At 70.1% G+C, this 24,468-nt stretch carries 18 protein-coding genes and 1 pseudogene; 9 read left to right on the top strand and 10 right to left on the bottom strand.

Going from position 1 to position 24,468, the window contains the following annotated elements; translation table 11 throughout:
- Positions 1-216: 216 nt before the first annotated feature.
- On the bottom strand, positions 217-2,601 hold the full coding sequence (locus MMA15_RS08815) for an immune inhibitor A domain-containing protein (RefSeq protein ID WP_241058566.1): 2,385 nt from the start codon (positions 2,599-2,601) through the stop codon (positions 217-219).
- A 329-nt stretch (positions 2,602-2,930) separates the two neighbouring features.
- Here MMA15_RS08815 and MMA15_RS08820 point away from each other — a divergent pair, with 329 nt between their 5' ends.
- Positions 2,931-3,254 carry a hypothetical protein gene (locus tag MMA15_RS08820; RefSeq protein ID WP_241058567.1) on the top strand — a complete coding sequence of 108 codons (324 nt, stop codon included), beginning with the start codon at positions 2,931-2,933 and terminating at the stop codon, positions 3,252-3,254.
- 179 nt (positions 3,255-3,433) lie between these two features.
- On the opposite strand, the gene MMA15_RS08825 is transcribed toward MMA15_RS08820, so the two are convergent.
- Positions 3,434-4,132 carry an RDD family protein gene (locus MMA15_RS08825; protein WP_241058568.1) on the bottom strand — a complete coding sequence of 233 codons (699 nt, stop codon included), beginning with the start codon at positions 4,130-4,132 and terminating at the stop codon, positions 3,434-3,436.
- 92 nt (positions 4,133-4,224) lie between these two features.
- Entirely contained in the window at positions 4,225-6,087 is a 1,863-nt protein-coding gene (locus tag MMA15_RS08830; protein WP_241058569.1) for an RDD family protein, read from the bottom strand.
- Positions 6,088-6,353: 266 nt separating this feature from the next.
- Here MMA15_RS08830 and MMA15_RS08835 point away from each other — a divergent pair, with 266 nt between their 5' ends.
- A complete protein-coding gene (locus tag MMA15_RS08835) occupies positions 6,354-6,830 on the top strand; it encodes an SsgA family sporulation/cell division regulator (protein WP_241058570.1) in 477 nt (158 codons plus the stop codon).
- A gap of 190 nt (positions 6,831-7,020) precedes the next feature.
- On the opposite strand, the gene MMA15_RS08840 is transcribed toward MMA15_RS08835, so the two are convergent.
- Both MMA15_RS08840 and hppD read right to left on the bottom strand, forming a co-directional pair.
- Positions 7,021-8,388, bottom strand: coding sequence for an FAD-binding oxidoreductase (locus MMA15_RS08840; protein WP_241058571.1), 1,368 nt, complete (start codon positions 8,386-8,388; stop codon positions 7,021-7,023).
- A gap of 233 nt (positions 8,389-8,621) precedes the next feature.
- On the bottom strand, positions 8,622-9,779 hold the full coding sequence (gene hppD, locus MMA15_RS08845; protein WP_241058572.1) for a 4-hydroxyphenylpyruvate dioxygenase: 1,158 nt from the start codon (positions 9,777-9,779) through the stop codon (positions 8,622-8,624).
- Between the two features lie 143 nt (positions 9,780-9,922).
- Between hppD and MMA15_RS08850 the strand changes: the two genes are divergently transcribed.
- From MMA15_RS08850 to MMA15_RS08870, 5 genes are all read left to right on the top strand, one after another.
- Positions 9,923-10,435, top strand: a complete 513-nt coding sequence (locus tag MMA15_RS08850; RefSeq protein ID WP_241058573.1) for an Lrp/AsnC family transcriptional regulator — start codon at positions 9,923-9,925, stop codon at positions 10,433-10,435.
- A 320-nt stretch (positions 10,436-10,755) separates the two neighbouring features.
- Complete coding sequence (locus MMA15_RS08855; RefSeq protein WP_241058574.1) at positions 10,756-11,403, top strand: ABC transporter permease; 648 nt, start codon at positions 10,756-10,758, stop codon at positions 11,401-11,403.
- On the top strand, positions 11,396-12,718 hold the full coding sequence (locus tag MMA15_RS08860) for an ABC transporter ATP-binding protein (protein WP_372498210.1): 1,323 nt from the start codon (positions 11,396-11,398) through the stop codon (positions 12,716-12,718). The genes MMA15_RS08855 and MMA15_RS08860 overlap by 8 nt, the downstream gene beginning before the upstream one ends.
- Entirely contained in the window at positions 12,715-13,629 is a 915-nt protein-coding gene (locus MMA15_RS08865; protein ID WP_241058575.1) for an ABC transporter permease, read from the top strand. The genes MMA15_RS08860 and MMA15_RS08865 overlap by 4 nt, the downstream gene beginning before the upstream one ends.
- Entirely contained in the window at positions 13,629-14,618 is a 990-nt protein-coding gene (locus MMA15_RS08870) for a glycine betaine ABC transporter substrate-binding protein (protein WP_372498211.1), read from the top strand. Before MMA15_RS08865 ends, MMA15_RS08870 begins: the two co-directional genes overlap by 1 nt.
- Before the next feature lie 84 nt (positions 14,619-14,702).
- Here the strand turns inward: MMA15_RS08870 and MMA15_RS08875 are convergent, their stop codons facing one another.
- The 3 genes from MMA15_RS08875 to MMA15_RS08885 all read right to left on the bottom strand — a co-directional run bounded on the left by MMA15_RS08875 (position 14,703) and on the right by MMA15_RS08885 (position 18,682).
- Positions 14,703-15,539 (bottom strand): hypothetical protein, encoded by an 837-nt coding sequence (locus MMA15_RS08875; protein WP_241063099.1) that lies wholly within the window; start codon positions 15,537-15,539, stop codon positions 14,703-14,705.
- Between the two features lie 216 nt (positions 15,540-15,755).
- Positions 15,756-16,400, bottom strand: coding sequence for an IclR family transcriptional regulator (locus tag MMA15_RS08880; RefSeq protein WP_241058576.1), 645 nt, complete (start codon positions 16,398-16,400; stop codon positions 15,756-15,758).
- A gap of 488 nt (positions 16,401-16,888) precedes the next feature.
- Positions 16,889-18,682, bottom strand: a complete 1,794-nt coding sequence (locus MMA15_RS08885; RefSeq protein ID WP_241058577.1) for a DEAD/DEAH box helicase — start codon at positions 18,680-18,682, stop codon at positions 16,889-16,891.
- Positions 18,683-19,019: 337 nt separating this feature from the next.
- On the opposite strand from MMA15_RS08885, the gene MMA15_RS08890 reads away from it, so the two are divergent.
- Positions 19,020-20,261 carry an ATP-grasp domain-containing protein gene (locus MMA15_RS08890; RefSeq protein WP_241058578.1) on the top strand — a complete coding sequence of 414 codons (1,242 nt, stop codon included), beginning with the start codon at positions 19,020-19,022 and terminating at the stop codon, positions 20,259-20,261.
- Between the two features lie 43 nt (positions 20,262-20,304).
- A complete protein-coding gene (locus tag MMA15_RS08895; RefSeq protein WP_241058579.1) occupies positions 20,305-22,335 on the top strand; it encodes a hypothetical protein in 2,031 nt (676 codons plus the stop codon).
- Between the two features lie 177 nt (positions 22,336-22,512).
- Here MMA15_RS08895 and MMA15_RS08900 read toward each other — a convergent pair.
- Together MMA15_RS08900 and MMA15_RS08905 are read right to left on the bottom strand one after the other, a co-directional pair.
- Positions 22,513-23,591: pseudogene (locus MMA15_RS08900) on the bottom strand (YeiH family protein); the annotation flags it as partial.
- Between the two features lie 224 nt (positions 23,592-23,815).
- Complete coding sequence (locus MMA15_RS08905; RefSeq protein ID WP_241058581.1) at positions 23,816-24,418, bottom strand: cysteine dioxygenase family protein; 603 nt, start codon at positions 24,416-24,418, stop codon at positions 23,816-23,818.
- Between the last annotated feature and the right edge of the window lie 50 nt (positions 24,419-24,468).

The following is a 24,468-nucleotide window of genomic DNA, read 5'->3' on the forward strand; positions in this document are numbered from 1 at the left end:
TTGCTGCGCGCTGCGCCGGCACCGGAAGGGTCAGCGCGACGATCACGCTCCCGTCCGGCAGCTGGACGAATCCGCCTCCAGCCATGATCAACAACACCCCCGCGAGACTGTTCCGGTGGACCTCCGCGAAGGTCCGTCACAGGCATCTAAGCGCGATCGGCCGCTGCCCGCCAGGGGGTCAACGGCCGATCATGTTTTGACCTGCAACGATGCAAATTAATTTGTGGAAGGTCTCACCTGCACGGTGATCGTCTTACCCGAGCGAGGCTGTTTGACGACCTCGATCCGGGTCCCGGTGTCCGGGACCTTGACCCCCTGGGTCGGGTTGGACTTGTACCAGTACGTACCGTTGCGGTCGTCGAATACGCGAATGCCCTTCTTGGAGCTGATCGTCACTGCTTTTCCGTCGTTGTGAAGCTTGACGGCGCCTGTGGCGTATTTTCCGAAGGGCGAGTCGTACGCCTGCATCCGGTTCCGAAGCGGCTTTCCGTCCGACCACTTCTCCGGTTTCGCGTGTGCGTCCACCGGCAGGATCAGGCCCTCGCCCGGGTGCGCCGAGACGTTGTTGTCCTGCTGAGAGGTGTCCCAGAGCCAGAGCAGCAGACCCTTCTCATAGGCGTAGCGCTCGACCCAGTCGGGCTTCGTGGAGGTCCAACCGAAGTTGTACGGGCCGTAGTTCAGCGCCTTGTCGTACGAGACGTGGTTGCGGTTCTCGGCGATGTAGAACTGCGCGTAGGGCTTGGTGAAGGACTCTCCGATGCGCGAGAACCCCTTCTTCTCCCAGCCGTTGTCGCCGTCGCCCTCGGCGCCGTCCTCGAAGAGCTTCTTGCCGTCGGCGGTGACGCTGAGAGCGTCCGCCGCAAAGCCCTTCTGAGCGACCCCACCATCCGTCAGATAACGGAAGCGAACATCAATCTTCTTCCCTGCGAACTTGTCGAGGGGGAAGGAGAGATCGCGGTACGACTTCGACACACCGGTCAGGCCCGGCTGGTCGCTGCCGTCGCGCGGAATGGGCTTGCCGTCCGCGGTGCCGTCGATCGGCGTCCAGTTCTCGCCGTCCGTGGAGACCTCGGTGTAGAGGAAGTCGTAGTTCTTCTCGATGTCCCACCAACCCTGAAGGTCCAGCTTGGCCTTGGACTTGCCCGTCAGATCGACGCTGCGGGAGAGGGTGTTGCGCAGATCGTCGCCGCTGCCGCTCCACCACTGCTTCTCGCCCTCGGCGGGCTTGGTGATGGTGGTGGTGACGTCCTTCTCGGGGAGTTCGACGACGAGCGCCTGCTTGTTCTTCGTCTGGTACGAGTGAGTGCCCAGCTTGTGCTGCGACTTGGTGGCCGCCTTGGCCTTGTCGTAGTCCAGCCAGCCGAGTTGGAGCTTGTCCCACGCGCTCATGTCGGCGGAGTCGCCGATGGCGTCCTTGCCCTTGTTGAGCCAGGAGCCCACGGACATGATCGACCAGAAGCCGACGGAGTTCTCACCCTCGCCGGTGGTGTCGTAGTGGTCCGGCAGGCCCAGGTCGTGGCCGTACTCGTGGACGAAGACGCCCAGTCCGCCGTTCTCCGGCTGCGCGGTGTAGTCGCCGACCCAGATGCCGCTGTCGCCGATCTCGGTGCCGCCCGCCTTGTTGTTCTCCGGACCGGTCTTGCCCGCGTCGCTTCCGTACGCGTACCAGCGGTGCGCCCAGATGGCGTTCTCGCCCTCGGCTCCGCCACCGGCCGACTCGTCCTCACCGGCGTGCACGAACTGGAAGTGGTCGATGTAGCCGTCCGGCTCGTTGAAGTCGCCGTCCTCGTCGAAGTCGTAGCGGTCCCACTTGTCGTAGTCGGCCACGGCGGCGGCGATCTCGTCGTCGCTCTTGCCGGCGGCCTTCTGCTCCTCGACCCACTTCTCGACACCGTCGCGGATCGCGTCCCACACGGTCGGGCAGTTGGTGTCGCCGCAGTAGTTGGACCCGTAACGGGCCTCGTTGTAGTCGACCTTGACCCAGTCGGAGACCGTGCCGTCGACGGAGTAGCGGCCGGAGGACTGCCTCTCGTAGTAGCTCTTGACCGAGTCCTCGGTCTCGTCGGAGAAGTAGGTCTTCTGGAAGTGCTCCCTGTCGAAGTCCTTCTTCCAGTAAGTGGAGTTGTCCTTCTTGCGGTCCGGCTCGGGGATCTTGTTGTGCACGGGGCCGGGGTCGCCGCCGTACTCGTCGTCGATCTTGTCGCCGAACTCCACGAGGATGGTGAAGATCTTGTCCGTCTTCTGACGGGCCAGCTCCACGTACTTGCCGTCGTCGAGCTTGACGACCTCGGAGCCCTTGCGCTCAACCTTCTTGGCGTCACCCCGTGCCAACTGCTCCAGGGCCGCCTGGCGTTGCGCGTCCTGCTTCTTGTCGAACGGGCCCGCGAGGTCGTCCTCGCTGTGCCCCGCCCCGCTCCGGCCGGGCGAACCCGGCTGCGCCGCCGCGGACTGCGGGGCCGGATGTGCCGCCTGCGCCGCGGAACCGGGCGCCTGCTGCGCCTGCGCCGCACTCGCGGGTATGAGTGCCGTCGCGCCGATCGCCGCTACGGCGACCGCTAGCGCCCCTGCCCTCGATCTTTTGGATCTCCGTCTGCCGTTCACCTCTGCGGTGCCCTCCCCTGTGGAGTGTGTTGGACAGAGGTATTGGACAGCAGCACCGTGAGAAAAGACAGACCCTGATACGACCTTGATGCGCGGATTCGCACGGGGCACACAACGGCCCGCGGCAGTCCACCCGTTGGGACGGACGGCGGGCCGTGCGTCCGTGCGCCCCCTGTGCGACTTCGACGTGTGCGGGCTCACGCTTAGCGTGGTGTACGTCCGGGAATCCCGGACCGTAGAGTCGTTCGACGGGCACCGCGTGCCTTCGTCCGTCACGGCTCGACCGACGGCCCCACTCCCCCGACACGTCTCCGAGGACGGATCACGCCATGCCGCGTCCGACCCCCGCACAGCTCGCTTACGGTTCGGTCACCGTCGTCTGCTCGACCCTCGCGATGCTTCTGCTCACCCGGACTCCATCGGGGCCGGGAGTCGCTCTGATCGCGGTGGCCGCACTCGCGCTCGGCGTACTGGTGGCACTCACCGCTCCCGGCATGCGGACGGCAGGCCGCGTACGCATGGGGTCGGCGGTACGCACGGCGAAGCCCCGCACGGCCACGCCCTCCCGCATACACGCACGCCACGACGGGACGGCGGCGGCAGCGAGGGCGCGGGCCGCACAGCGGATGGCAGAGCCCTCGCTGCGCTCCTGAGCGCGGCCGTTGCCCTGCCTATCGGCCTGTGCTGTGCCTTGCAGGGGCCCTTCGACGGGGGCCTTCGACGGGCCTTTCGCTGTGCTCCTGACCGGCTGAGCGGCTGAGCGGCTGAGCGGCTGAGCGCACGGTCGTCCTGTGCCCGGCTTCGCGTCCCGTTCCCGGCCTAGCGTCCCGGGTCAATCGGCCGCCACGACAACGGTCTTGACCGCCTTGTCGTGCAGGCACTGCTGGTACGGCTTGTCCCATGTGCAGAACAGCACATTCGCCAGCCAGAAGAGGAAGCCCACGCACGGCACCAGCGGCGGCACGCTGTAGACGGCTGCACGCAGCCAGCCCGGTGTTCCTCGCGGCACGGCGCCGTCGGCGAGCATGGCGACCCTGATGCGCATCAGCTTCTTGCCCAGCGTCTGCCCGGAGTTGGTGAGCATCAGCCCCTCGTAGACGAGGTAGACGAGCGTGTAGACGGCCTGCTGACCGTAGGCGCGCCCGTCGTCGTCACCGGCCCAACCCCCTTGTGCGAACGTCATGATGAGGCCGACGGGGATGCCGATGAGCAGCGCGTCGACGATGCGCGCGAGCAGCCGTCTGCCGCGTGACGCGAGCGGGGGCATGCCGGCGAGGGGGTCGGTGGCTCCGTTGATGCCGCCGTACGGGTTGGAGGCGTAGGGGCCGCTGTCGTACGGGCCCCCGCTGTACGGGCCGCCGTAGGCGGGCGGCTCCCGGCCCTGGGCCCGGCCCTGATCCTGACCCTGGCCATGGCCCCGGCCTGGGCTCTGGGCTTCGCCCCAGCCCTGTGCTTCGCCTTGTCCCTGGTCCTGGCCGTCTCCGGGCGGCTCCTTCTTGCGGAACGGGTCGCCGGGCTGATCCGTACTCATGCGCCGAGTGGACCCCGGCGCGGGCGGCCTCGCACCCGGCGTGCGTCAACGGGGTGACGGGCCGTGCGCGGGCGCGGGGTCTCCGCAGGGCGTCAGAGGCGGACCTCGCCGGAGTCCTTGGAGACGAACGTGCCCGCGAGCTTGTCGTGCCAGCACTGGCGCCAGGGGCGGTCGAAGACGCACCACAGGACGTTGACCACGCCGACCACGAGGGCCGACAGCACGCCGTACGTCAGCCAGCGCTTCAACGCGCTGCCGAAGCCCGGCTTGTCGTGCTGCTCCATGGTCAGCACGCGCAGCCCGAACAGCTTCTTGCCGAGGGTGCGGCCCCAGCGGCTGGTCGGCAGCACCTCGTAGAGCAGGCCGAACAGGAGCAGGACGCCGAGGACGACGGCGAGATAGCCGCCCGTCGTGCCGTCGATCAGCCACACGGTCTTGGTCTCGCCCGCGTCGCGCACCGCTTCGATCTTCGCCTGTACGTGGTCGACGGCCTGGCCGAGGAAGGGGAAGGCGACCGCGACGACCACGGCGCCCGTGAGCACGCCGTCGACGAGGCGGGCGGCGAAGCGCTTGCCCAGGCCCGCGGGGCGCGCCTCCTGCTGTGCGGCCTGGAGGAACGGGTCCGCGACCGGCGGGCGCCAGGGCATCACGGCCTCCGGGCCCGCGGCGCCCTGCGCATCGGGACCGGGGCCTGGAGCGCCTTGAGCGCCGTGGGCCGCCTGGCCGCCGCCCGCGAGGTCGTGGACCTGCTGGGCCCACGACGGCTGGGCATGGCCGGGGCCCGGGGCGCCCTGCTGCGGTACGCCGGGCGGAGCCTGCGCGGGGGCCTGCGGCTGCGCGGGGGCCTGCGGCTGCGCGGGGGCCTGCGGCTGCGCGGGCGGGGCCTGATGGGGAACGGACGGCGACTTGGGCGACGCCGGGGCCGAGGGCGTCGCGGGCGCGGAAGTCCCGGACGGGGACGGGGAGTTCGGCTGGGGCTGCGACGGGGACTGGGACGGCGGCTGGGACTGGGACTGGGACTGGGACGGCGGCTGAGACGGCGGCTGAGACGGCGACAGCCCGTACTCGGCGACCTCCGAGCGCCGCAGACCCACGGTGTGCTCGGGCTGCCCGGAGCCGGAGGCGCCGCCGCTCGCGTCACGGGCCTCCTGCGCGGCCCGCCTGAGCGCGTCCGAACTCATCGCACGCATCTGGAACGTGCCGTCACGCGGCGGCGTCCCCGCGGAGTCCGCCGGGGTCTCGGGGGAGGTGCCGGATGGGGCGGGCGAAGCTCCGGACGACGCCGCGGCCGAGGCGGCGCCCCCGTCCGCGCCCCCGTCCGCGCGCCCTTCGTCGCCCGTAAGTCCCCAGCCGCCACGGGGGTCGCCCGCGCTCTCCGAGGCGCCGCCCGCGGCCTCCGCGGCTCCCTCTCCGCGTCCCCAGGAGACGCGCTCCTCGTTCTGCCCGGTGAAGCCCGCCTGCTGTGCGGCGTCGGCCTGCCACGCGGACGCTGGCTCCGGTCGCTGGCCGTGCAGCCTGCTCGGGTCGTCCCAGTCGATGGACCCGGCCTGGGCGACCTCGCCACGCGGACGTACCTCGGGAAGCGGGGAGTCGCCCTCGCGTGCCGCCGGAACCTGCGTATCCGGGCCGAATGCCTCCGGAGTCTGCGCACCGGGAACGTGCGTCCGCGGGGCCTGAGTCGAGGTCGCGCCGGCGCCCGGCTCCTCGTCCAGGAAGACCGGGCCCGTCTCCTCCGCAGGTGCGGGCTCCTCACGTGTGGGAGGCGCGACAGCCGACGAAGACGCGGCGGCCGACGGGGGCGTGGGCAGCGGTTCGCCCTCTTCAGGTTCGGGACGGCTGGTGCCCGGCACCCACGAAGTGCCGTTCCAGTAGCGGATGTAGCCGGGGATGGACGGGTCCGGATAGAAGCCAGGGGCAGGGCTGCCGCCGGAGGATCCTGAGAGGGGCGCGCTCATATTGTCCAGGTCCCGTATCTGTTCGACCGTTGTGTCGTCTTGTGGCTTGTAGATGCTCCGCAGTTGACCGGCGCGGTGCAACCGTGAAGCGTAGTGTCCACATCTACCAGACAGGGCCGGCAGCTTGCCCACCCGAGCCGGACGCGTATGCCCTCCCCCGGAGGAAGAATGAGGCGAACTCGCGAGACCGGCACGGCCTGGGCCCTCTTCGATGCATGCCTCGACAGGCTGCGCGACTGATCACGGGATCACGAAAGGGCGGTCCGATGAACCTCGTCGTCGAATGCGAGCTCGAGATCCGGCTTGTGCTCTCGCCCGAGCACGGGCTGCCCGTACAAGCGCGCCTCACCTACCGGGCGGACGATCCGTACGCCGCGCACATCGCCTTCCACGTCGGTGCCGCCGCGCCCGTCACCTGGACGTTCGCGCGGGAACTGCTCGTCGAAGGTGTCTTCCGCCCCTGCGGCGAGGGCGATGTACGCGTGTGGCCCGCGAAGGTGCAGGGGCGCGATGTGATCTGTGTGGCGCTCTCCTCGCCGGACGGCGACGCCCTGCTGGAGACGCCGTCCGGGGTGGTCTCCGGATGGCTGGAGCGGACGCTGCGGGCCGTGCCCGCGGGCGCGGAGGGCGAAGTGCTGGGCATGGACGCCGCGTTGGCGGAACTGCTGCTGGGCGACCACGGCGACGGCGTGTGCCTGAGCGACCCGTCACCGTCCGACGAAGCAGGCGACGGCGACGGGTGAGGGTGATTTTCCCTGCGACTTTCACTCGATCCGATGAATGTGCGTAGAGCGTGAAAGTCTCACGCACGACGGGGAGTTGACTCGGAGAGGCGAGAGGCTCCCTCTCCTGGTTCCCCTCCCTGATTCCCCTGGGTCCCCGAACCCGCTACCTCGCCGGACCCGCCGTCGGGCCCTCCCCTGCCGACCCCTTTCAGAGGACCTTGCCGGGGTTCAACAGGCCCAGCGGATCGAAGACCTGCTTGATGCTGCGCTGCAACTCCAGCCCCGCCGGACCGAGTTCGCGCGCCAGCCACTCCTTCTTCAGTACGCCCACGCCGTGTTCGCCGGTGATGGTGCCGCCCAGTTCCAGGCCGAGCGCCATGACGGCGTCGAACGCCTCGTGCGCGCGGCGCGTCTCGTCCTCGTCGTCCGGGTCGAAGCAGACGGTGGGATGGGTGTTGCCGTCGCCCGCGTGTGCGCAGACGCCGATGGTCAGGCCGTACTTCTCGCTGATCGCGGCGGTGCCGTCCAGCATCTCCGCCAGCTTCGTACGCGGGACGCACACGTCGTCGATCATCGTCGTGCCCGGCAGCGCCTCCAGCGCCCAGTGCACGCTGCGGCGGGCCTGTAGCAGCAGCTCCGACTCGGCGGGGGTCTCCGCCGGTACGACCTGGCTCGCGCCCGCCGCCTCGCACAGCTCGCCGACGGCGGCCAGGTCGGCCGCGGGGTCGGGGGTGTCGAACGCGACGAGCAGCAGGGCCTCCGTGGAGTCGGGAAGCCCCATGCCCGTGAGGTCGTTGACGGCGCGCAGCGTCGTGCGGTCCATCAGCTCCATCAGCGAAGGCACATGGCCGCTCTCCATGACCCTGCTCACGGCGTCACCGGCAGCGGACGCCGACGGGAACTCGGCGGCCAGCGCGAGCTGTCGAGGCGGCTGCGGCTTGAGCGCGAGCACCGCGCGCACGACCACGCCGAGGGTTCCCTCGGAACCCACGAACAGCCGCGTCATGTCGTAGCCCGCGACGCCCTTCGCGGTCCGCCGCCCGGTGGAGATCAACCGGCCGTCGGCCAGTACGACATCGAGCCCGAGCACGTACTCGGCGGTGACCCCGTACTTCACACAGCACAGCCCGCCCGCTGCCGTGCCGATGTTGCCGCCGATGGTGCACTGCTCCCAACTGCTCGGGTCCGGCGGGTAGTTCAGGCCGTACTCGCCGGCCTTGCGGGAGAGCGCGGCGTTGACCACCCCCGGTTCGACGACGGCGATCCGGTCGGCGGGGCTGATCTCCAGGATGCGGTCCATGCGGATCAGGGAGAGGACGATGCAGCCGTCGGAGGCGTTCGCCGCCCCGGACAGGCCCGTACGTGCGCCCTGCGGTACGACGGGGACGCGCAGGGCCGTGGCCGTACGCATCACGTGCTGCACCTCTTCGACGGTGCGCGGCAGCACGACGGCGGCAGGCGTGCCCGCCTCGCAGAAGTCGGCCATGTCACGGGCGTAGGAGCCGGTCACGTCGGGGTCGGTGAGTACGGCGCTCTCGGGCAGGCCGTCCCTGAGCCGCTGGATCAACTCGCTCATGGGCAAAGCGTCGCACCTGCCCGCGGCGCCGGGAAGGGTCGGCTGCCGCGGGCGGTGGGACTGCGGTCGTCAGCGGGCGGGCACCCGCTGACGACTGGCAGATGACGGCTGGCAGATGACGGCTGACGGCTGACGGCTGTCAGATGACGGCGGGCGGATCACAGACATCAGCTTTCAGATGTCAACTATCAGGTGACATCCGACAGATGACAGATGACAGATGGCAGAGAATGTCAGAGGTTGCCCCGCCTCTCCTGCTCCCGCTCGATCGCCTCGAAGAGCGCCTTGAAGTTGCCCTTGCCGAAGCCCATCGAGCCATGGCGCTCGATCATCTCGAAGAACACCGTCGGACGGTCCTGAACGGGCTTGGTGAAGATCTGAAGCAGATAGCCGTCCTCGTCGCGGTCGGCGAGGATCTTCAGCTCCCGCAGCGTCTCCAGCGGCACCCGCGTCTCTCCGACCCACTCGCCGAGCGTGTCGTAGTACGAGTCCGGGGTGTCCAGGAACTGCACGCCCGCCTCGCGCATCGCCCGTACCGTCGCGACGATGTCGTTCGTGGCGAGCGCGATGTGCTGCACGCCTGCGCCGCCGAAGAACTCCAGGTACTCGTCGATCTGCGACTTCTTCTTGCCGACGGCGGGCTCGTTGAGGGGGAACTTCACCTTGCGGTGGCCGTCGGCGACGACCTTCGACATCAGCGCGCTGTACTCCGTGGCGATGTCGTCGCCCACGAACTCCTTCATGTTCGTGAAGCCCATGACCTTGTTGTAGAAGGCCACCCACTCGTCCATCTTGCCGAGTTCGACGTTGCCGACGCAGTGGTCGATGGCCTGGAAGTTGCGCTTCCGCGGCTCTACGAGGGGCTTCGCCGCCACATAGCCGGGCAGGTAGGGGCCGTTGTAGGCGGAGCGCTCGACGAGGGTGTGGCGGGTCTCGCCGTAGGTGGCGATGGAGGCGAGTACGACGGTGCCGTGCTCGTCCTCCTCCTCGTGCGGTCCGGCGATGCCGTCGGCACCCTGGGAGACGGCGTACTCGTACGCGGCACGCGCGTCCGGGACCTCGATGGCGAGGTCGATCACGCCGTCGCCGTGGGCCGCCACGTGCTCGGTCAGGAAGCGGCCCCAGTCGGTGGAGGGCTTGACGACGGAGGTGAAGACGAAGCGGGCGCCGCCCGATTCGAGGACGTAACTGGCGGTCTCGCGGGTGCCGTTCTCCGGTCCGCAGTAGGCGACGAGCTTCATGCCGAACGCCGTGGAGTAGTAGTGGGCCGCCTGCTTGGCGTTGCCGACGGCGAAGACGACCGCGTCCATGCCCTTCACCGGGAAGGGGTCGGCCTGACGGGCGCCCTCTTGAGGTGTCGCGCTGGGGGCTGCGTGGGTGGTCTCAGTCATGCTTCAAGGCTCCCCCTGCTTCACAAGGTGCGCAATACTTTGCGTATTCACTGGTCACCTTGCTCAGTCGTACTCGGCAAACGCCCGACGATCTGTACAAGGTGCTCAGGAAGCCGAAGGCCGGAGCCGAAGAAAGGACAGCCGTGGGAATCGACGGGCTCGACGGACGACTGCTCGAACTCCTCGCGGACGAGCCGAGGATCGGCGTGCTCGAGGCGTCACGGCGGCTGGGCGTCGCACGCGGCACCGTGCAGGCGCGGCTGGAGCGCCTCAGGACGGCGGGCGTGATCCGCGGCTTCGGGCCGGACGTCGACCCGGCGGCGATCGGCTATCCCGTCACCGCGTTCGCCACGCTGGAGATCAAGCAGGGCCAGGGCGCGGACGTCAGGGCCCATCTGGATTCCGTGCCCGAAGTGCTGGAGCTGCATACGACGACGGGGCACGGCGATATGCTCTGCCGCCTCGTCGCGCGGTCCAACGCCGATCTTCAGCGGGTGATCGACCGCGTGGTGGGCTTCGAGGGGATCGTGCGGGCCTCGACGGCCATCGTCATGGAGAACCCGGTGCCGCTGAGGATCGTCCCGCTGGTCCGCCAGGCGGCGGGCCATGCCGCGCAGCCGGGCCGGACCCCGGGCGGGCTCACGGAGAGCGGCTGACGCCGGGCGACGGGCGATGTCCGGCGCGTACCGGCCCCGGGCGAACCCGGCAGCGGGCCACGCGGCCGGACACTGCGAACGACCCTGGTGAACGGCCCGAGCGAACGACCCTGTTGAACGGGCCCGAGCGAACGACCTCGGCGAACCCCGTCGGCGAACCACCGCGGCGGTACGGCCCCGGCGCGAGCCGCACGGCCTTCACCGAGTCGTGACGCGTCGTTCTCCGCTCGCCGGGCAGAAGAGCACGCGGTCGCCGTGTACGCGGCGAGGAGGACCGGACGGAGAGGCTGCGACGACGTGACGACGCGAGGGGCTGCGCAGTGAGCTTCTGGGAGTATCTCGGCAACCGCCACACGCAGCTACTGGCGGATGCCCTCCAGCATGCGAGCGCGGTGTTCCAGTGCATGGTCGCCGCTACCTTGCTCGGCGTCGCCATCGGCGTGCTGACCTACCGCAGCGAGTGGGCGGCCGATCTCGCCAACACGACCGGGGCGACGATCCTGACGGTGCCGTCGCTTGCCCTGATCGGGCTGCTGATCCCGCTCGTAGGGCTCGGGGTGGCGCCGACCGTCATCGCGCTGACGCTCTACGGGCTGCTGCCCATCGTCCGCAACGCGATCGTCGGGCTGCGCGGCGTCGATCCGGCGCTGGTCGACGCGGCACGCGGCATCGGCATGTCCCGCGCCCGGCAGTTGCTGAAGGTCGAACTGCCCCTCGCCTGGCCGCCGATCCTCACCGGCATCCGCGTCTCCACGCAGATGCTGATGGGCATCGCCGCCATCGCCGCGTTCGCCTCCGGGCCCGGCCTGGGCAACTCCATCTTCCGGGGCGTCGCCTCCCTCGGCAGCGCCAACGCCCTCAACCAAGTGCTCGCCGGGACTCTCGGCATCGTCGTGCTCGCCCTGCTCTTCGACGGCGCGTACGTCGTCGTCGGGCGCCTTACCACCCCGAGGGGGATACGTGCCTGAGACCTCCACCCCTGAGTCGTCCGCCGCGTCCGGGGCCACGGCCGGCGCCGGGACCGGGGCCGCCGGTCCCGGCGGGGCCGCCGCGTCCAACGGTCCCGGTGGCACCACCGGCGCGACCATCCGCCTGGAGGGCCTGACGAAGCGCTACTCCGGGTCCGGCACTCCCGCAGTCGACGACGTCAGCCTGGAGATCAAGGCGGGCGAGACCGTCGTGCTCGTGGGGCCGTCCGGCTGCGGGAAGTCGACGCTGCTGAAGATGATCAACCGGCTGATCGAGCCGACTTCGGGCCGCATCCGCATCGACGACGAGGACGTCACGGGCATCGACGCGGTCAGGCTGCGGCGCAAGATCGGCTACGCGATCCAGTCGTCCGGGCTCTTCCCGCACATGACCGTCGCGCAGAACATCGCCCAGGTGCCCAGGATGCTCGGCTGGCCGAAGGCGAGTATCCAGGCGCGGGTCGAGGAGATGCTCGACCTGGTGGGGCTCGACCCGGCCGAGTTCCAGGGCCGCTATCCACGGCGCCTGTCCGGCGGGCAGCAGCAACGCGTGGGCGTGGCAAGGGCGTTGGCCGCAGATCCGCCCGTACTGCTGATGGACGAGCCGTTCGGCGCGGTCGACCCCATCACCCGCGACCATCTTCAGGACGAACTGATACGGCTCCAGCACGAGTTGCGGAAGACCATCGTCTTCGTCACCCACGACTTCGACGAGGCCATCAAGCTGGGCGACCGCATCGCGGTGCTGCGTGAGCACTCGCACATCGCCCAGTTCGACACTCCGGAGGCCATCCTCACCAATCCCGCCGACGACTTCGTGTCCGGCTTCGTCGGGGCGGGCGCGGCGCTCAAGCGGCTCAACCTCACCCGGGTCCGGGACGTCGACGTCGTCGACTTCCCCACCGCGACCGTCGACGAGCCGGTGGAGCGGATCTCGGAGATGCTCAGCGCCGGTACGACCAACGAGGTGCTGCTGCTCGACCCGAAGCAGCGTCCGTACAAGTGGCTGCGCCGGGGCGATCTCGCCCACGCCAAGGGCTCGTTGGCGCGTGCGGGCACCCTCGTGCACGACACCGTCACCCGTGACGCGACGCTGCGCGACGCGCTGGAGGCGGTGCTCACCGACAGCGGTGGACGCGTCGCGGTGACGGGCAGGCGCGGCGAGTACACGGGCGTCGTGGACCTGGAGACGCTGATGAACTGCGTGCACGAACTCCTCGACGCCGACCGGCTGGAGGCCATCGAGCACCGGCACAGCCTCAGCGAGGCGGAGGCGAAGCGCACCTACGCGGCGCAGGAGGGCCTCACATCGTGAGCGGAGCCTCGACACACGTACCGGGACAGCCGGGGAAGCCCGAACAGCCGGGCGGGCGCGGGGAGTCGGAGCCGCAGGACCGGCCGGACCGGACGCGGCGGACGGGCGGCCCGGAGCGCGCGGAGCGGGAGCAGGCGCCCGCGTCCGCGCCACTCGCCGACGAACGGCGCCGCGACAGGCTCACCTGGCAGAAGCTGACGGTGCTGCCGGGAGTGCTCGCGCTCGTGCTGCTCGGCACCTGGCTGTGGTTCCAGGGCGCCGAACTCGACACCATCGCCCGCAACTCCCTCACGGGCGGCAACGTCGTCCTGCGGCTGCGGCAGCACATCGAGATGACGGCGATCTCCACCTTCTTCGTGCTGATCATCGCCATCCCGCTGGGCATCGCCCTCACCCGTCCCGGGCTGCGCAAGGCGACGCCCGTCGCGATGGCGGCGGCCAACCTGGGGCAGGCCGTGCCGTCCCTGGGCCTGCTGGTGCTGCTGGTGTTCTGGCTGAGCATCGGGCAGACCACCGCCGTCGTCGGCATGGTCGTCTACGCGGTCCTGCCGGTGCTCGCCAACACCATCACCGGGCTGCGCAACATCGACCCGGGGCTGACGGAGGCCGCCAAGGGCATCGGGATGTCGCCGCTCGGCGTGCTGGCCAAGGTCGAACTGCCCCTGGCGGTACCGCTGATCCTCGCGGGCGTACGCAACGCCCTCGTACTGAACGTCGGTACGGCCACGCTCGCCACGTTCATCGGCGGCGGCGGCCTGGGAGACCTGATCTCCTCCGGCATCACCAACCAGCGCATGCCGGTGCTGATGCTCGGCTCGATACTCACCGTCGCACTGGCCCTGCTGGTCGACTGGATCGCCTCACTCGTCGAACTGCTGCTGCGCCCGCGCGGCCTGGAGGGATCGTCCTGATGCGCAGGCACGGGCGTACGTACGCACTCGCCGCCGGCGTCACGGCGCTGGCGCTCACCGGCACGCTGAGCGGCTGCGGCCTGGTCAGCGGAAGCCCGATGACCGACAAGGTGCGGCCGGGCAGCGTGGGGGCGGGGCAGCCCCTCAAGGGCGCCCAACTCACCGTCACCTCGAAGGAGTTCACCGAGCAGATCATCCTCGGGAAGGTCATGGGGCTGGTGTTCCGCGCGGCGGGCGCCGACGTCGTCGACCGGACCGCCGTGCAGGGCTCCATCGGGGCGCGCTCCGCCGTGGAGACCGGCACGGCCGACGGCATGTACGAGTACACCGGCACCTCCTGGATCACCTACCTCGGCCACACCAAGCCGGTGGTGGACCCGATGGAGCAGTGGAGGGCCGTACGGGACGAGGACCGGGCGAAGGGCGTCGAGTGGCTCGCGCCGTCCAAGCTCGACAACACCTATGCGCTCGTCGTCAGCGACAGGCTTCAGAAGAAGTACGGCACGAAGACCCTCTCCGACGTGGCCGAACTGACGCGTGAGAAGCCGGAGTCGGCGAGCATCTGCGTCGAGAACGAGTTCGCCTCGCGGCAGGACGGTCTGAAGGGCATGGCGAAGAAGTACGGCATGCGCTTCCCCGAGGGGAAGGTGCACAAGATGGCGGGCGGCGTCGTCTACACCCAGACCGCGCACGGCAAACCGTGCGTCTTCGGCGCCATCGCCGCGACCGACGGCCGCATCCCGGCGCTGAAGCTGAGAATCCTGGAGGACGACAGAAAGTTCTTCCCGAACTACAACGTCGCGCCGGAGATGAACAGCAAGACGATGAAGGAGCACCCGGAGATCGAGAAGCTGCTGGCGCCCATCACCGAGGCGCTGGACAACAAGACGGCGCAGAAGCTCAACGCCAAGGTCGACGTGGACGGTCAGGACCCGCACGACGTCGCCAGGGACTGGCTGGTGCGGGAGGGCTTCATCAAGACCGGCTGAGGGGCCCACGGCTGACGGATTCCACACCGGCGCCCAAGTCGCCGCGGAGCGGCGGGTACCGGCGCCCGGGTCCGTGAACTCCCGTCAGCAGGCGGGCACTCGGCCGCCGCTCTTCAGCGCCCTGAGCGCCTTCACGGCACCGCCGAGCGTGTCGACCGGCACGAGCCGCAGCCCCTTCGGCCGCTCCGCCAGCGCGTCCGCGCACTCGGCACGCGGCACGAGGAATACGCTCGCACCGTCCCGCTTGGCGGCCTTCGTCTTCAGCGGCACCCCGCCCACGGGGCCCACCGTGCCGTCCGCCTTGATCGTGCCCGTACCGGCGATGGTCCGTCCTCCGGTGAGGCCCCCCGCGTCGTCCCCGCCGCCGCTACGGCCGCTGCCGCCGCCGAGCTTGTCGATGATGCCGAGCGAGAAGAACAGCCCCGCGCTGGGGCCGCCCACGTCGGCGAGGCGCAGCGTGACCCGTACATCGCGGGGCGACTTGTGCAACTGCCGCAGGGCCGCCTTGACCGCGGCCGTCTGCGACTTGTGCATCTCGCCCTTGTTGTGCTTCTCGATCTCCTTGAGGGTGTCGCCCACCGGGTAGACGGCCTCGGTCGGCATCGCCGCCCTGTCCGTACGGAACCAGCTCTCGACGACGTCCGGCAGCCGCACCGTCGCTCCCGGCGGCGTCGCGGCGATCGTCGTCATCAGCAGCTTCCCGTCGGCTTCGCCGGTTCTGCGGCCCTTCTCGCCGGAGAGCGTGATGACGGGCTTGTTCTTGCTGTCGCCGATCACGTTCGCGGTGAGGCCGGGCTGCGCCAGTGCGAACGGCAGCGGTGCGAGCGCCGTCACCGCGAGCAGCGCGGCCAGCGGCGCCGCACAGACGAGAAGGGTGCGCTGCCGCCCCGTGAGCCGCCGCGGGCCGAGTACGGCGCCGATGCGGGAGGGCAGCGAGGAACCAGGGGCCGGTGTGTTCACCCCGGCAACCTAACAACAGCGCCTGGTGCGCTCGCCCCTGCGGGCCCGGACCCGGCGGAGTCGACGGAGAGCCACCGCAGGACGCACCGGACTCACCGCCCACACCGGACTCACCGCGCTCACCCGGCTCCCCGCCCACACCGGACTCACCGGGTACGGCCGCCGGGCACCGGGATGTCAGCGCAGCGCGTCGGACACTTCCCTGGCGGCGCGCACCACCCGCTCCCCGACCTGCGGGGGCACCGCGTCCGTCAGCATCACCACGCCCACGCTGCCCTCGATCCCCGTGACGCCCCGCACGGGTGCGGCGGCGCCGCCCGCGCCGGTCTCCAACTCGCCGTGAGTGAGGACGAATCCGGGACCCAGCTCGCTGTCGGGGCCGCGCCCCGCGAGGATGGCGCGGCCCGCGGCGCCCTTGTCCAGCGGGTGGCGGAAGCCCGTGCGGTACGCGACGTGGTAGTCGGTCCAGCTCGGCTCCACGACGGCCACGGCGAGCGCCTCCGTACCGTCGACCAGCGTCAGATGAGCCGTGGCCCCGACCTCCTCGGCGAGGGACCGCAGCGCGGGCAGCGCCGCCTCCCTCACGAGTGGATGCACCTGCCGCCCCAGCCTCAGCACGCCGAGCCCTACGCGGGCACGCCCGCCCAGATCACGCCGTACGAGGGCGTGTTGCTCAAGGGTGGCGAGCAATCGGTAGACGACGGTGCGGTTGACGCCCAGCTTGTTCGACAACTCGGTCACGGTCAGGCCGTGGTCGGTGTCGGCGAGCAGCTTGAGGACGCGAAGTCCACGGTCGAGCGTCTGAGAGGTCTCCGCAGTCACGGACGCGCTCCTCTCCTCTGGTCGTGGGGGGCGGCGGCACCGGGTGAAGGCACAGCCGTGGGAGGCGTCGCCATGGGCGCGGCCGGTGGGGGCACAGCCGTCGGGGCCGCGGCCGACGAGGGCCGGCCGTGGCCGGGATCACGCTGTGGCCTTGCAACTTAGCGACCCTCTCCGCTGACCGGAAGAGTGCGTCCAGAATCCGGTCACTGCGACTTCGCCCCGCACATGCGGTTCCGTACGACCTCCGACTCGCGCGGGAACCGCTGGACACGGGGCTCTACGGGATCTGCCCGGCGTATGCGGCGTAAGGGACGTACGGCGCACTACGCGAGGCAACGGGCCCTCGGTGTCGGCTCGCAGACGAAGGCGTCGGTCGGCCCACGGCACGGAGCGGAGCGCCGGGCGGAGCGGGTGCGGCACCCCGGAAACGGCACGCAGGGCAGCGGCGCACCGGCGGAACAGCGCCCGAAACGGAACTCGAAGGAGCGCTACCGCATGCGTGTCGCCCACTCCCGCACCTTCGCGATGCGCTGCTCGATCTGCCCCGCGGTGGCCTCCGCGCTCGGCGGTCCCCCGCACACCCGTCTCAGCTCGTTGTGGATCACACCGTGCGGCTTGCCGCTCTGGTGGACGTACGCGCCGACGAGGCCGTTCAACTGCTTGCGCAGCTCCAGCAGTTCCTTGTGTGTGACGACGGGCCGGCGGTCGGCGGGCAGCTCCAGCAGGTCCGCCTCCGCGTCGGGCTTCTTCCTGCTGTGCGCCATCTGCCGGGCCTGCCGCTTCTGCAACAGCGCCTGCACCTGGTCCGGTTCGAGCAGCCCCGGGATGCCGAGGTAGTCCTGCTCCTCGTCGCTGCCGGGATGCGCCTGCATGCCGAACTCGGCGCCGTCGTACATGACACGGTCGAAGACGGCGTCCGACTCCAGTGCCTCGAAGGGCAGTTCGTCCTGCTCGCCGGTGTCCTCGTCCTGCTCGCGTTCGGCCTCCTTGAGCAGGTCCGCCTCCTCCGCGTACGGATCGTCCTCCTGCGCCTTCTTCGGCTTGTCGAGGACGTGGTCGCGTTCGACCTCCATCTCGTGCGCGAAGGTCATCAGCATCGGAATCGTCGGCAAGAACACCGACGCCGTCTCGCCGCGCCGCCGCGACCGTACGAAACGGCCCACCGCCTGCGCGAAGAAGAGCGGCGTCGAGATCGTCGTGGCGTAGACGCCGACCGCGAGACGCGGCACGTCGACACCCTCGGAGACCATGCGGACCGCGACCATCCAGCGGTCCTCGGAGCCCCGGAAGTCCTCGATGCGCTGCGACGCCTTGCTGTCGTCGGAGAGCACGACGGTGGCGGATGAGCCCGTGACCTCGCGCAGCAGCTTCGCGTACGCGCGTGCCGAGTCCTGGTCGCTGGCGATGACGAGCCCGCCCGCGTCGGGCACGGCCTTGCGTACCTCGCTCAGGCGCCGGTCGGCGGCGCTCAGCACCGACGGCATCCATTCGCCGTGCGGGTCGAGGGCGGTGCGCCAAGCCTGGGAGACGGCGTCCTTCGTCATGGGCTCGCCGAGGCGGGCCTCGATCTCGTCGCCCGCCTTGGTGCGCCAGCGCATGTTGCCGCTGTAGGAGAGGAATATGACGGGGCGCACGACGCCGTCGGCGAGCCCGTTGCCGTACCCGTAGGTGTAGTCGGCGACGGAGCGGCGCACGCCGTCGGCGTCCTCGGCGTACTCGACGAACGGGATCGGGTTGGTGTCGGAGCGGAACGGCGTGCCCGTCAGGGCCAGTCGACGCGTGGCCGGTTCGAACGCCTCCTGGCACGCCTCGCCCCAGGAGCGGCTGTCCCCGGCGTGGTGGATCTCGTCGAGGATGACGAGGGTCTTGCGCTGCTCGACGCGGTTGCGGTGCAGCATCGGACGTACGCCGACGCCCGCGTACGTCACCGCGACACCGTGGTACTCCTTGCCGAGCGCTCCCGCGCTGTAGTCGGGGTCGAGCTTGATGCCGATCCGTGAAGCGGCCTCCGCCCACTGCTTCTTGAGGTGCTCGGTCGGCGCGACGACGGTGACCCGCTGTACGACGTGGTGGTGCAGCAGCCAGGAGGCGAGGGTGAGCGCGAAGGTCGTCTTGCCCGCGCCGGGGGTGGCGACCGCGAGGAAGTCCCTCGGCTGCCGCTGGAGATACGCGTCCATCGCCGCCTGCTGCCAGGCGCGCAGCTTGCCGGCCGTGCCCCAGGGGGCGCGGCCGGGGAACGCGGGCGACAGGTGGTGGCTGGTGGAGGAAGTGCTGGTAGTCACGGTCTCCGGTGTGGTCGGGTGCGTGGTCGTCCGCGTGGGCGTCGGCGTGACCTCCGCCCTGGTCCGGGTGGGCGCCGGGCCGTGGCGGCAAGGTCCGTTCAGCGTACCGGCGGCCGGTGACAGGCCCCGGCGCGGAGTCCGTTTCCGGCCGAATCGCCTTGCGGGGTACGGCAGTCGGACGGACGACGCGGGCGGGCCGGTACAGCCCGACAGCGTCGGCTTGGCCGCGACCTTGCGCCGGGTGAGGTGCGTGCGCGGCAGGTCGGCGGGTAAGCGCTGAGTACGGCCATGCCATTCACGCCGTCGATGCGCGCACGCGCCGAAGGAGAAACGGTCTATGCCACAGGGCGAACCGGTCACCAGGGACCCGGACAAGGGCTATGTAGCGCTTCTTGGCTGGAGTATCAATGCGGTGGAAGCTCTCGACCGGTTCGACCGGAGATACGTCGTCGTGGCGCCGGAGTGGGCCGAAGAGTACTGCGTCGAGCACGACATCCCCTACGTGCCCTGGAACTTCGAACGGCTCAACGACCGCTCCATGGAGATCGCCGAGACTCTTCAGAAGAAGGGTGTCGACGTTGCGATCCCGCTGTTCGAGGAAACGGTCGAATGGGCAGGGGCGATCAATTCGGTTCTGCTGGACAACCCGCGTCTGTACGGTCAGGCCATGCTGCTGCGGGACAAGGCGCTGATGAAGCGCCGCGCCCAACTCGGCGGCATCCGGGTCGGAATATTCGAGGAAGCCCACGACCGGGACGACGTGATCCGGTTCCTCAAGCGCGTCAATCAGACCCTGCTCAAGCTGGACGGCGACCCCAACGACCCGATCCACCTCAAGGCGTTCGACAAGGCAGGGTGCCTCGGGCACCGCGTCATCCGCACTCCCGACGAGATCGACACGATTCCGGAAGAGGAGTTCCCGGTCCTCATGGAATCCCACCTCGACGGCTGGGAGTTCGCGGTCGAGGCGTGGGTACACAACGGGAAGATCAAGTTCCTCAACATCTCCGAATACGTCACGCTGGGATATTCGGTGTTCGTGCCGGCGACACCGGAACTGGAGCGGTACCGCCCGCAGATCACGTCACAGATCGAGAAGCTCATCAAGACGTTCGACATCGAGTTCGGCTTCGTGCACCCGGAGTATTTCGTCACCAGTGACGGCGAGATGTACTTCGGCGAGGTCGCCTACCGGCCGCCGGGTTTCAAGGTGTTCGAACTGCTGGAGCGGGCCTACGGATTCAACGCCTACCATGGGCTGGTGCTGGCCTTCGACCCGAAGACGACCGAGGAGGAGATCGACGCCTTCTTCCCGCGCGAGGTCGTCGACGCGTCCGGAGTCGCCGGCTGCTTCGGTGTCTACCCGCGCCGTCGCGTCGTGAGCGGCCTGGAGATCCCGGAGGAGACCGAGGACGACGACTACTACGAGTCGCACGACCTCTCGACGCCGCTTGAGGAGACCGTCACCAAGAGGACCGCGTTCGGCACCCACTGGGGCCTGGTGTACTTCTTCGGTGAAGACCCGTACCGGATGCGCGACCTGCTGAAGAGGCAGGAAGAGCTCGACTTCTACGTCTGATCGACCAGTTGACGCAGGAGAACAACCCGAGGGAAGCAGCCCAGTGAAACCGACCGCCGACGTCAGCGGTGAGGCCACGACGCTGGACAAGCGCGTGGCCTCACTCGACGACGCCATCCAGGCCATGGCCGAAACCCGCGACTTCGGCAAACACACGAAGGTGCGGCGAGTCCTGGAAGCACTGCGGCGGGTGCTCCTGCAGCCGGGCGGTGCCGCGGCGGTCCAGGCCAGAGCGCAGGCCCTTGAGGAAGCCGGGCTTTTCCAGGGGACGGACTGGGCGTCGCCGGAGATCCTTGTCCCGTCGCTGGTCGGCCCCGGCCTGCACAGCGGAGACGCGGACACCGTCGTCTTGGAGGCGACCAGCGAGCTGCGGATGCTGGCCGTCGCCCGCGGCGACTTCGCGCACCCGACGTTTCCCGCCGAGGACGCCCGCCAGTTCCTGTCCCAGGTACTGGCGACGAACCTGGAGCTGCTGTTCACCCCGCCCAGCGAGGCGGAACGAATCCAGCAGGGCCGGACTGCACAGCTCATCCGGGACCTGTTCCGCCACATCGCCGGCGAGATCGGTTACGACAGCGTCCTGGACAACCTGGTCGACGAGATCTGGCGGATACTGCGCCAGCGTCCGATCCAGGTCGAGGCGGTGCAGTCACTGATCACCCGGATCGCGACCTACCGCGAAGACCCGGACGTCGCTCTTGGCCCGACGTCAGGCCAGGGCGTCGACCGGCTCATCACGAGCCTGTTCGGCACCACCGAGGCGTGCCGGGAGGACCCGGGCATCGACGTCTTCCGCTCCCGGCTCGAGGCGATGGACGCCGGCGCCCTGCAGTACGAGGCGACGGGCTTCGCGCGGGCGATGCACGACACCGGCCTGGTGTCGCCGTACCACGCGGAACTGCTCCGGTTCCTCCTGCGCGAGAGCGACTACCTCATCGGTGAGGCGCTCGGGCTGTCCGACACCGGCCGGAACTGCCTGCTGCGCTACAGCCAGCTCGTGCACCGGTTGATCGAGGTAGCCGTGCACCCCCAGACCGCGCAAAGCATCTACGGGCTGGCGCTGCTGCTCGACCGCGGCATCCTTTACGAGCCGCCGGTGGTGCCCGCGCTGTGGCGCCAGTTGAGGCTTGAGATCTCCCCCGTCGCGCGGGAGCGGTTGACGACGGTTTTCGGCGAGGTGCCGGGGCCGCAGGAGCGGCTGGTTGCGGGAGTGCTCTCGATGCTGGGCCAGCCGCTCGGCGTCGGTCAGGGCGACAACCCCACCTGCCAGTCGGCCCGCGCGCTGTCGATGTGGTCCTACAACGACCCGGACTACCTGCTGCAAATGGTGGTCTGGGCGGCCCGCGACGACGAGGTCCTCATGCACTTCGAGGGTCAGCCGATCTCGTCGAAGGACAGCGCGACGGGAGTCGCGAGCACGCTGCCGATGGACCTGGACCCCGTATCGCTGCTCGTGGTACCGCACTTGGACCGGATCTACGCCGAGATGGGGCGACGCTGCGCCGCGCGGCCAGGGGACCCGCACCGGTGGGTCAACCCCGAGTTTCACGGCTGGTGGGCGGCCCGTGGGTTCCACATCAACGTCGACGTCGCGACCGGAAACCTGGTCGGCCTCGATGAGTTCCTGCGGCAGTTCCACGCCAGCTACCACCCGTCGTACAACGGCGAGCAGCCGCTGATCCATCCGCAGCCGGCCGGCATCGCCGTCACCGACAGCGCGGCGCGCTACGTCGGCTGGCACGCGATCACGATTCTGCGGGCGGCGCCGGACCCGCAGGGCGTCATGCGGGTGTACTTCTTCAATCCGAACAACGACAGCGGCCAGGACTGGGGCGACAGCGTCGTCGTCTCCACCGCGGGCAACGGCGAGAGGTTCGGCGAGTCCTCACTGCCGTTCGACCAATTCGCCTCGCGGCTCTACATCTTCCACGCCGACCCGCTTGAGCGCGGCGAGCCGAAACGGGTGCCCGCGGAAGAAGTCGCGCGGATCATCGGCTATATCGAGCGCAGTTGGGGCAGCGAGCGGCTACCCGCGGGGACGCTGCAGGCCCTCGAAACGCCCACGAACCTCTGAGGCTGCGGCGGAACCCTGGGTTCTGGCGGTCGCACGGGCAGAGGTTCCGAGCTGCCCGACGCCGGCAGTGGCTGATGCGTGACCGTGGCTGGTGCACGTCGCCAGGTCCGGCCCCGGCTTACCGCTACCAACGACCGCCACCGGAACATGAAGACCGCGGTCTGCGGCTGGAGCAGCCGTCACCAGCACCCCGCCGTACGACACCCCCGCGACGACGATCCACGCGCACAGCCCGAGCGCCGCGACCCTGCTTCCCGTACGGGCGAGGGTGGGCAGATGCACGGCGCTGCCGAGGCCGAACAGGGCCGCGGCGAGCAGCAATTCCTGCACGTCGCCGGCGAACGAGAGGGCACCGGCGGGGAGAGCCGGCCCGTGCTGCGGACGGCGACCATGAGCAGGAAGCCGGCGACGAACAGCGGGACGAGCGGCGGACGCCGGCCGCCCGCGCCGGAGCCGCCGGTACCGGCAGCGGCACCCGAACCGGCGGGGGTACCGTCCACCGCAAAGTCGCCGACGGCGGCTTCACCGGCGGAGGTTCGGGCGGGGCCTTCCGCAGCCGCACGCCGCCGCGCCCGCACGGAGAGCACCACGGCGGCGACCAGCGGCGCGAGCAGAGCGACACGCATCAGCTTCACCAGCACCGCCTGCCCCAGCGCATGCTGCCCGGCGGTCTGCGCGGTGGCGACGACCTGCCCGACGTCGTGCACGCCCGCCCCCACCCAGCGCCCGAACTCCTCCGCGTCGAGGCCCAACGGGTGGTGCAGCAGCGGCAGTACGGCGATGGCGAGGGTGCCGCAGAGCGTGACGAGGGCGACGGAGGTGGCGACGTCGCGCTCCTCGCTGTCCCGTACCTCGCTGACGGCGCCGATCGCGGAGGCGCCGCAGATCGAGTAGCCGGTGGCGATGAGCAGCGGCTGGTCGCCGGGGAGGCCGAGCCTCCTGCCCAGCCACAGCGTTCCGCAGAAGGTCGCGGCGACGACGGCGAGCACCATGGCGACGGTCGCCCAGCCGAGCCCGAGGATGTCGCCGAAGCTCAACTTCAGCCCGAGCAGCACGACTCCGAGCCTCATCAGCCGCTTGCCGGCGAGCGACAGCCCCGGCCTGGCCGCTCCGCCCGCGAGGGTGCGCACGCCCGGCAGATGCGCGGCGAGTATCCCGAGCACGACGGCCGCGGTCAGCTTCGGCACGGCGGGCACCGCCAGGTGCACGGCACCGGCCGCCGCCACACCGAGCGCGGCGAGGGCGAGTCCGGGCAGCTTGCTCGCGGGGCGGGCCGAACGTACCGCCGTGCGTGCGGGGCGAGTCGGGCCGTCGGTGCCGACAGCCTTACGGACAGGGCGAGTCGCACGGGCCGAGCGGACCGGTGGGTCGACGGGGCGGGCGGCGGAACGTGTGTCCGGGTGCGCGGCGGCGCCGGTGTCCGGCGCGGATGCGGACGCCGATGCGGCCGCGGACCGGCGGTGGCCGTCCAGCAGCGCCATCAGCGGTCCGCCGGCAGCTCGTACACCCGGCGCACGCTGCTGCCCAGGCGGGAGATGTCCGCACCGTAGATGTGGAGCGAGATCGCCTTCTCCCGGCAGCCGTTCCACACCTTGTGAATGTCGCCGGGCGGCGCGAAACCGCAGACCGCGCCGACGGGGTTGACCACGTCCTCCGTGGCGACGAGCCGTGCGCTGCCGCCGGGCTCCTCGGCGGGCAGCAGCCTGTAGCGCCGCTCGTGCTCCTCGCCCTGGTGCACGCCGGTCACGCACCACGAGACGTGGTCGTGCACGGACGTGCACTGGCCGGGCAGCCACACCAGCGCCACGATGGAGAAGCTGCCGTCGGACTCGGCGTGCAGCAGATGCTGCCGGTAGCGCTCCGGGTCGCCCTCCTGCTGCTCGGGCGTGAGCAGCGCGTCCGTGCAGCCGACGGCGCCGAGGTGCGGTGCGAGCTTCTCCCCCGCGAGGTAGGCCGTGACGTCGGGCGCCATGCCGCGTGCGACCACTTCGCGTACTTCACCGACGAGGGCGTCGAGTCGCGCCGTACGGGGCGCGGTGCGTGCGGCGGTCTCCGAGGTGGGGCGCTGCGTCGAAGTGGCCATGTCCGCAGCGTGACGCCGCCGACCCATCACGTCCACTGAGGATTTCTTCG

The sequence above is a fragment of the Streptomyces marispadix genome, from assembly GCF_022524345.1.
GTDB lineage: Bacteria > Actinomycetota > Actinomycetes > Streptomycetales > Streptomycetaceae > Streptomyces > Streptomyces marispadix.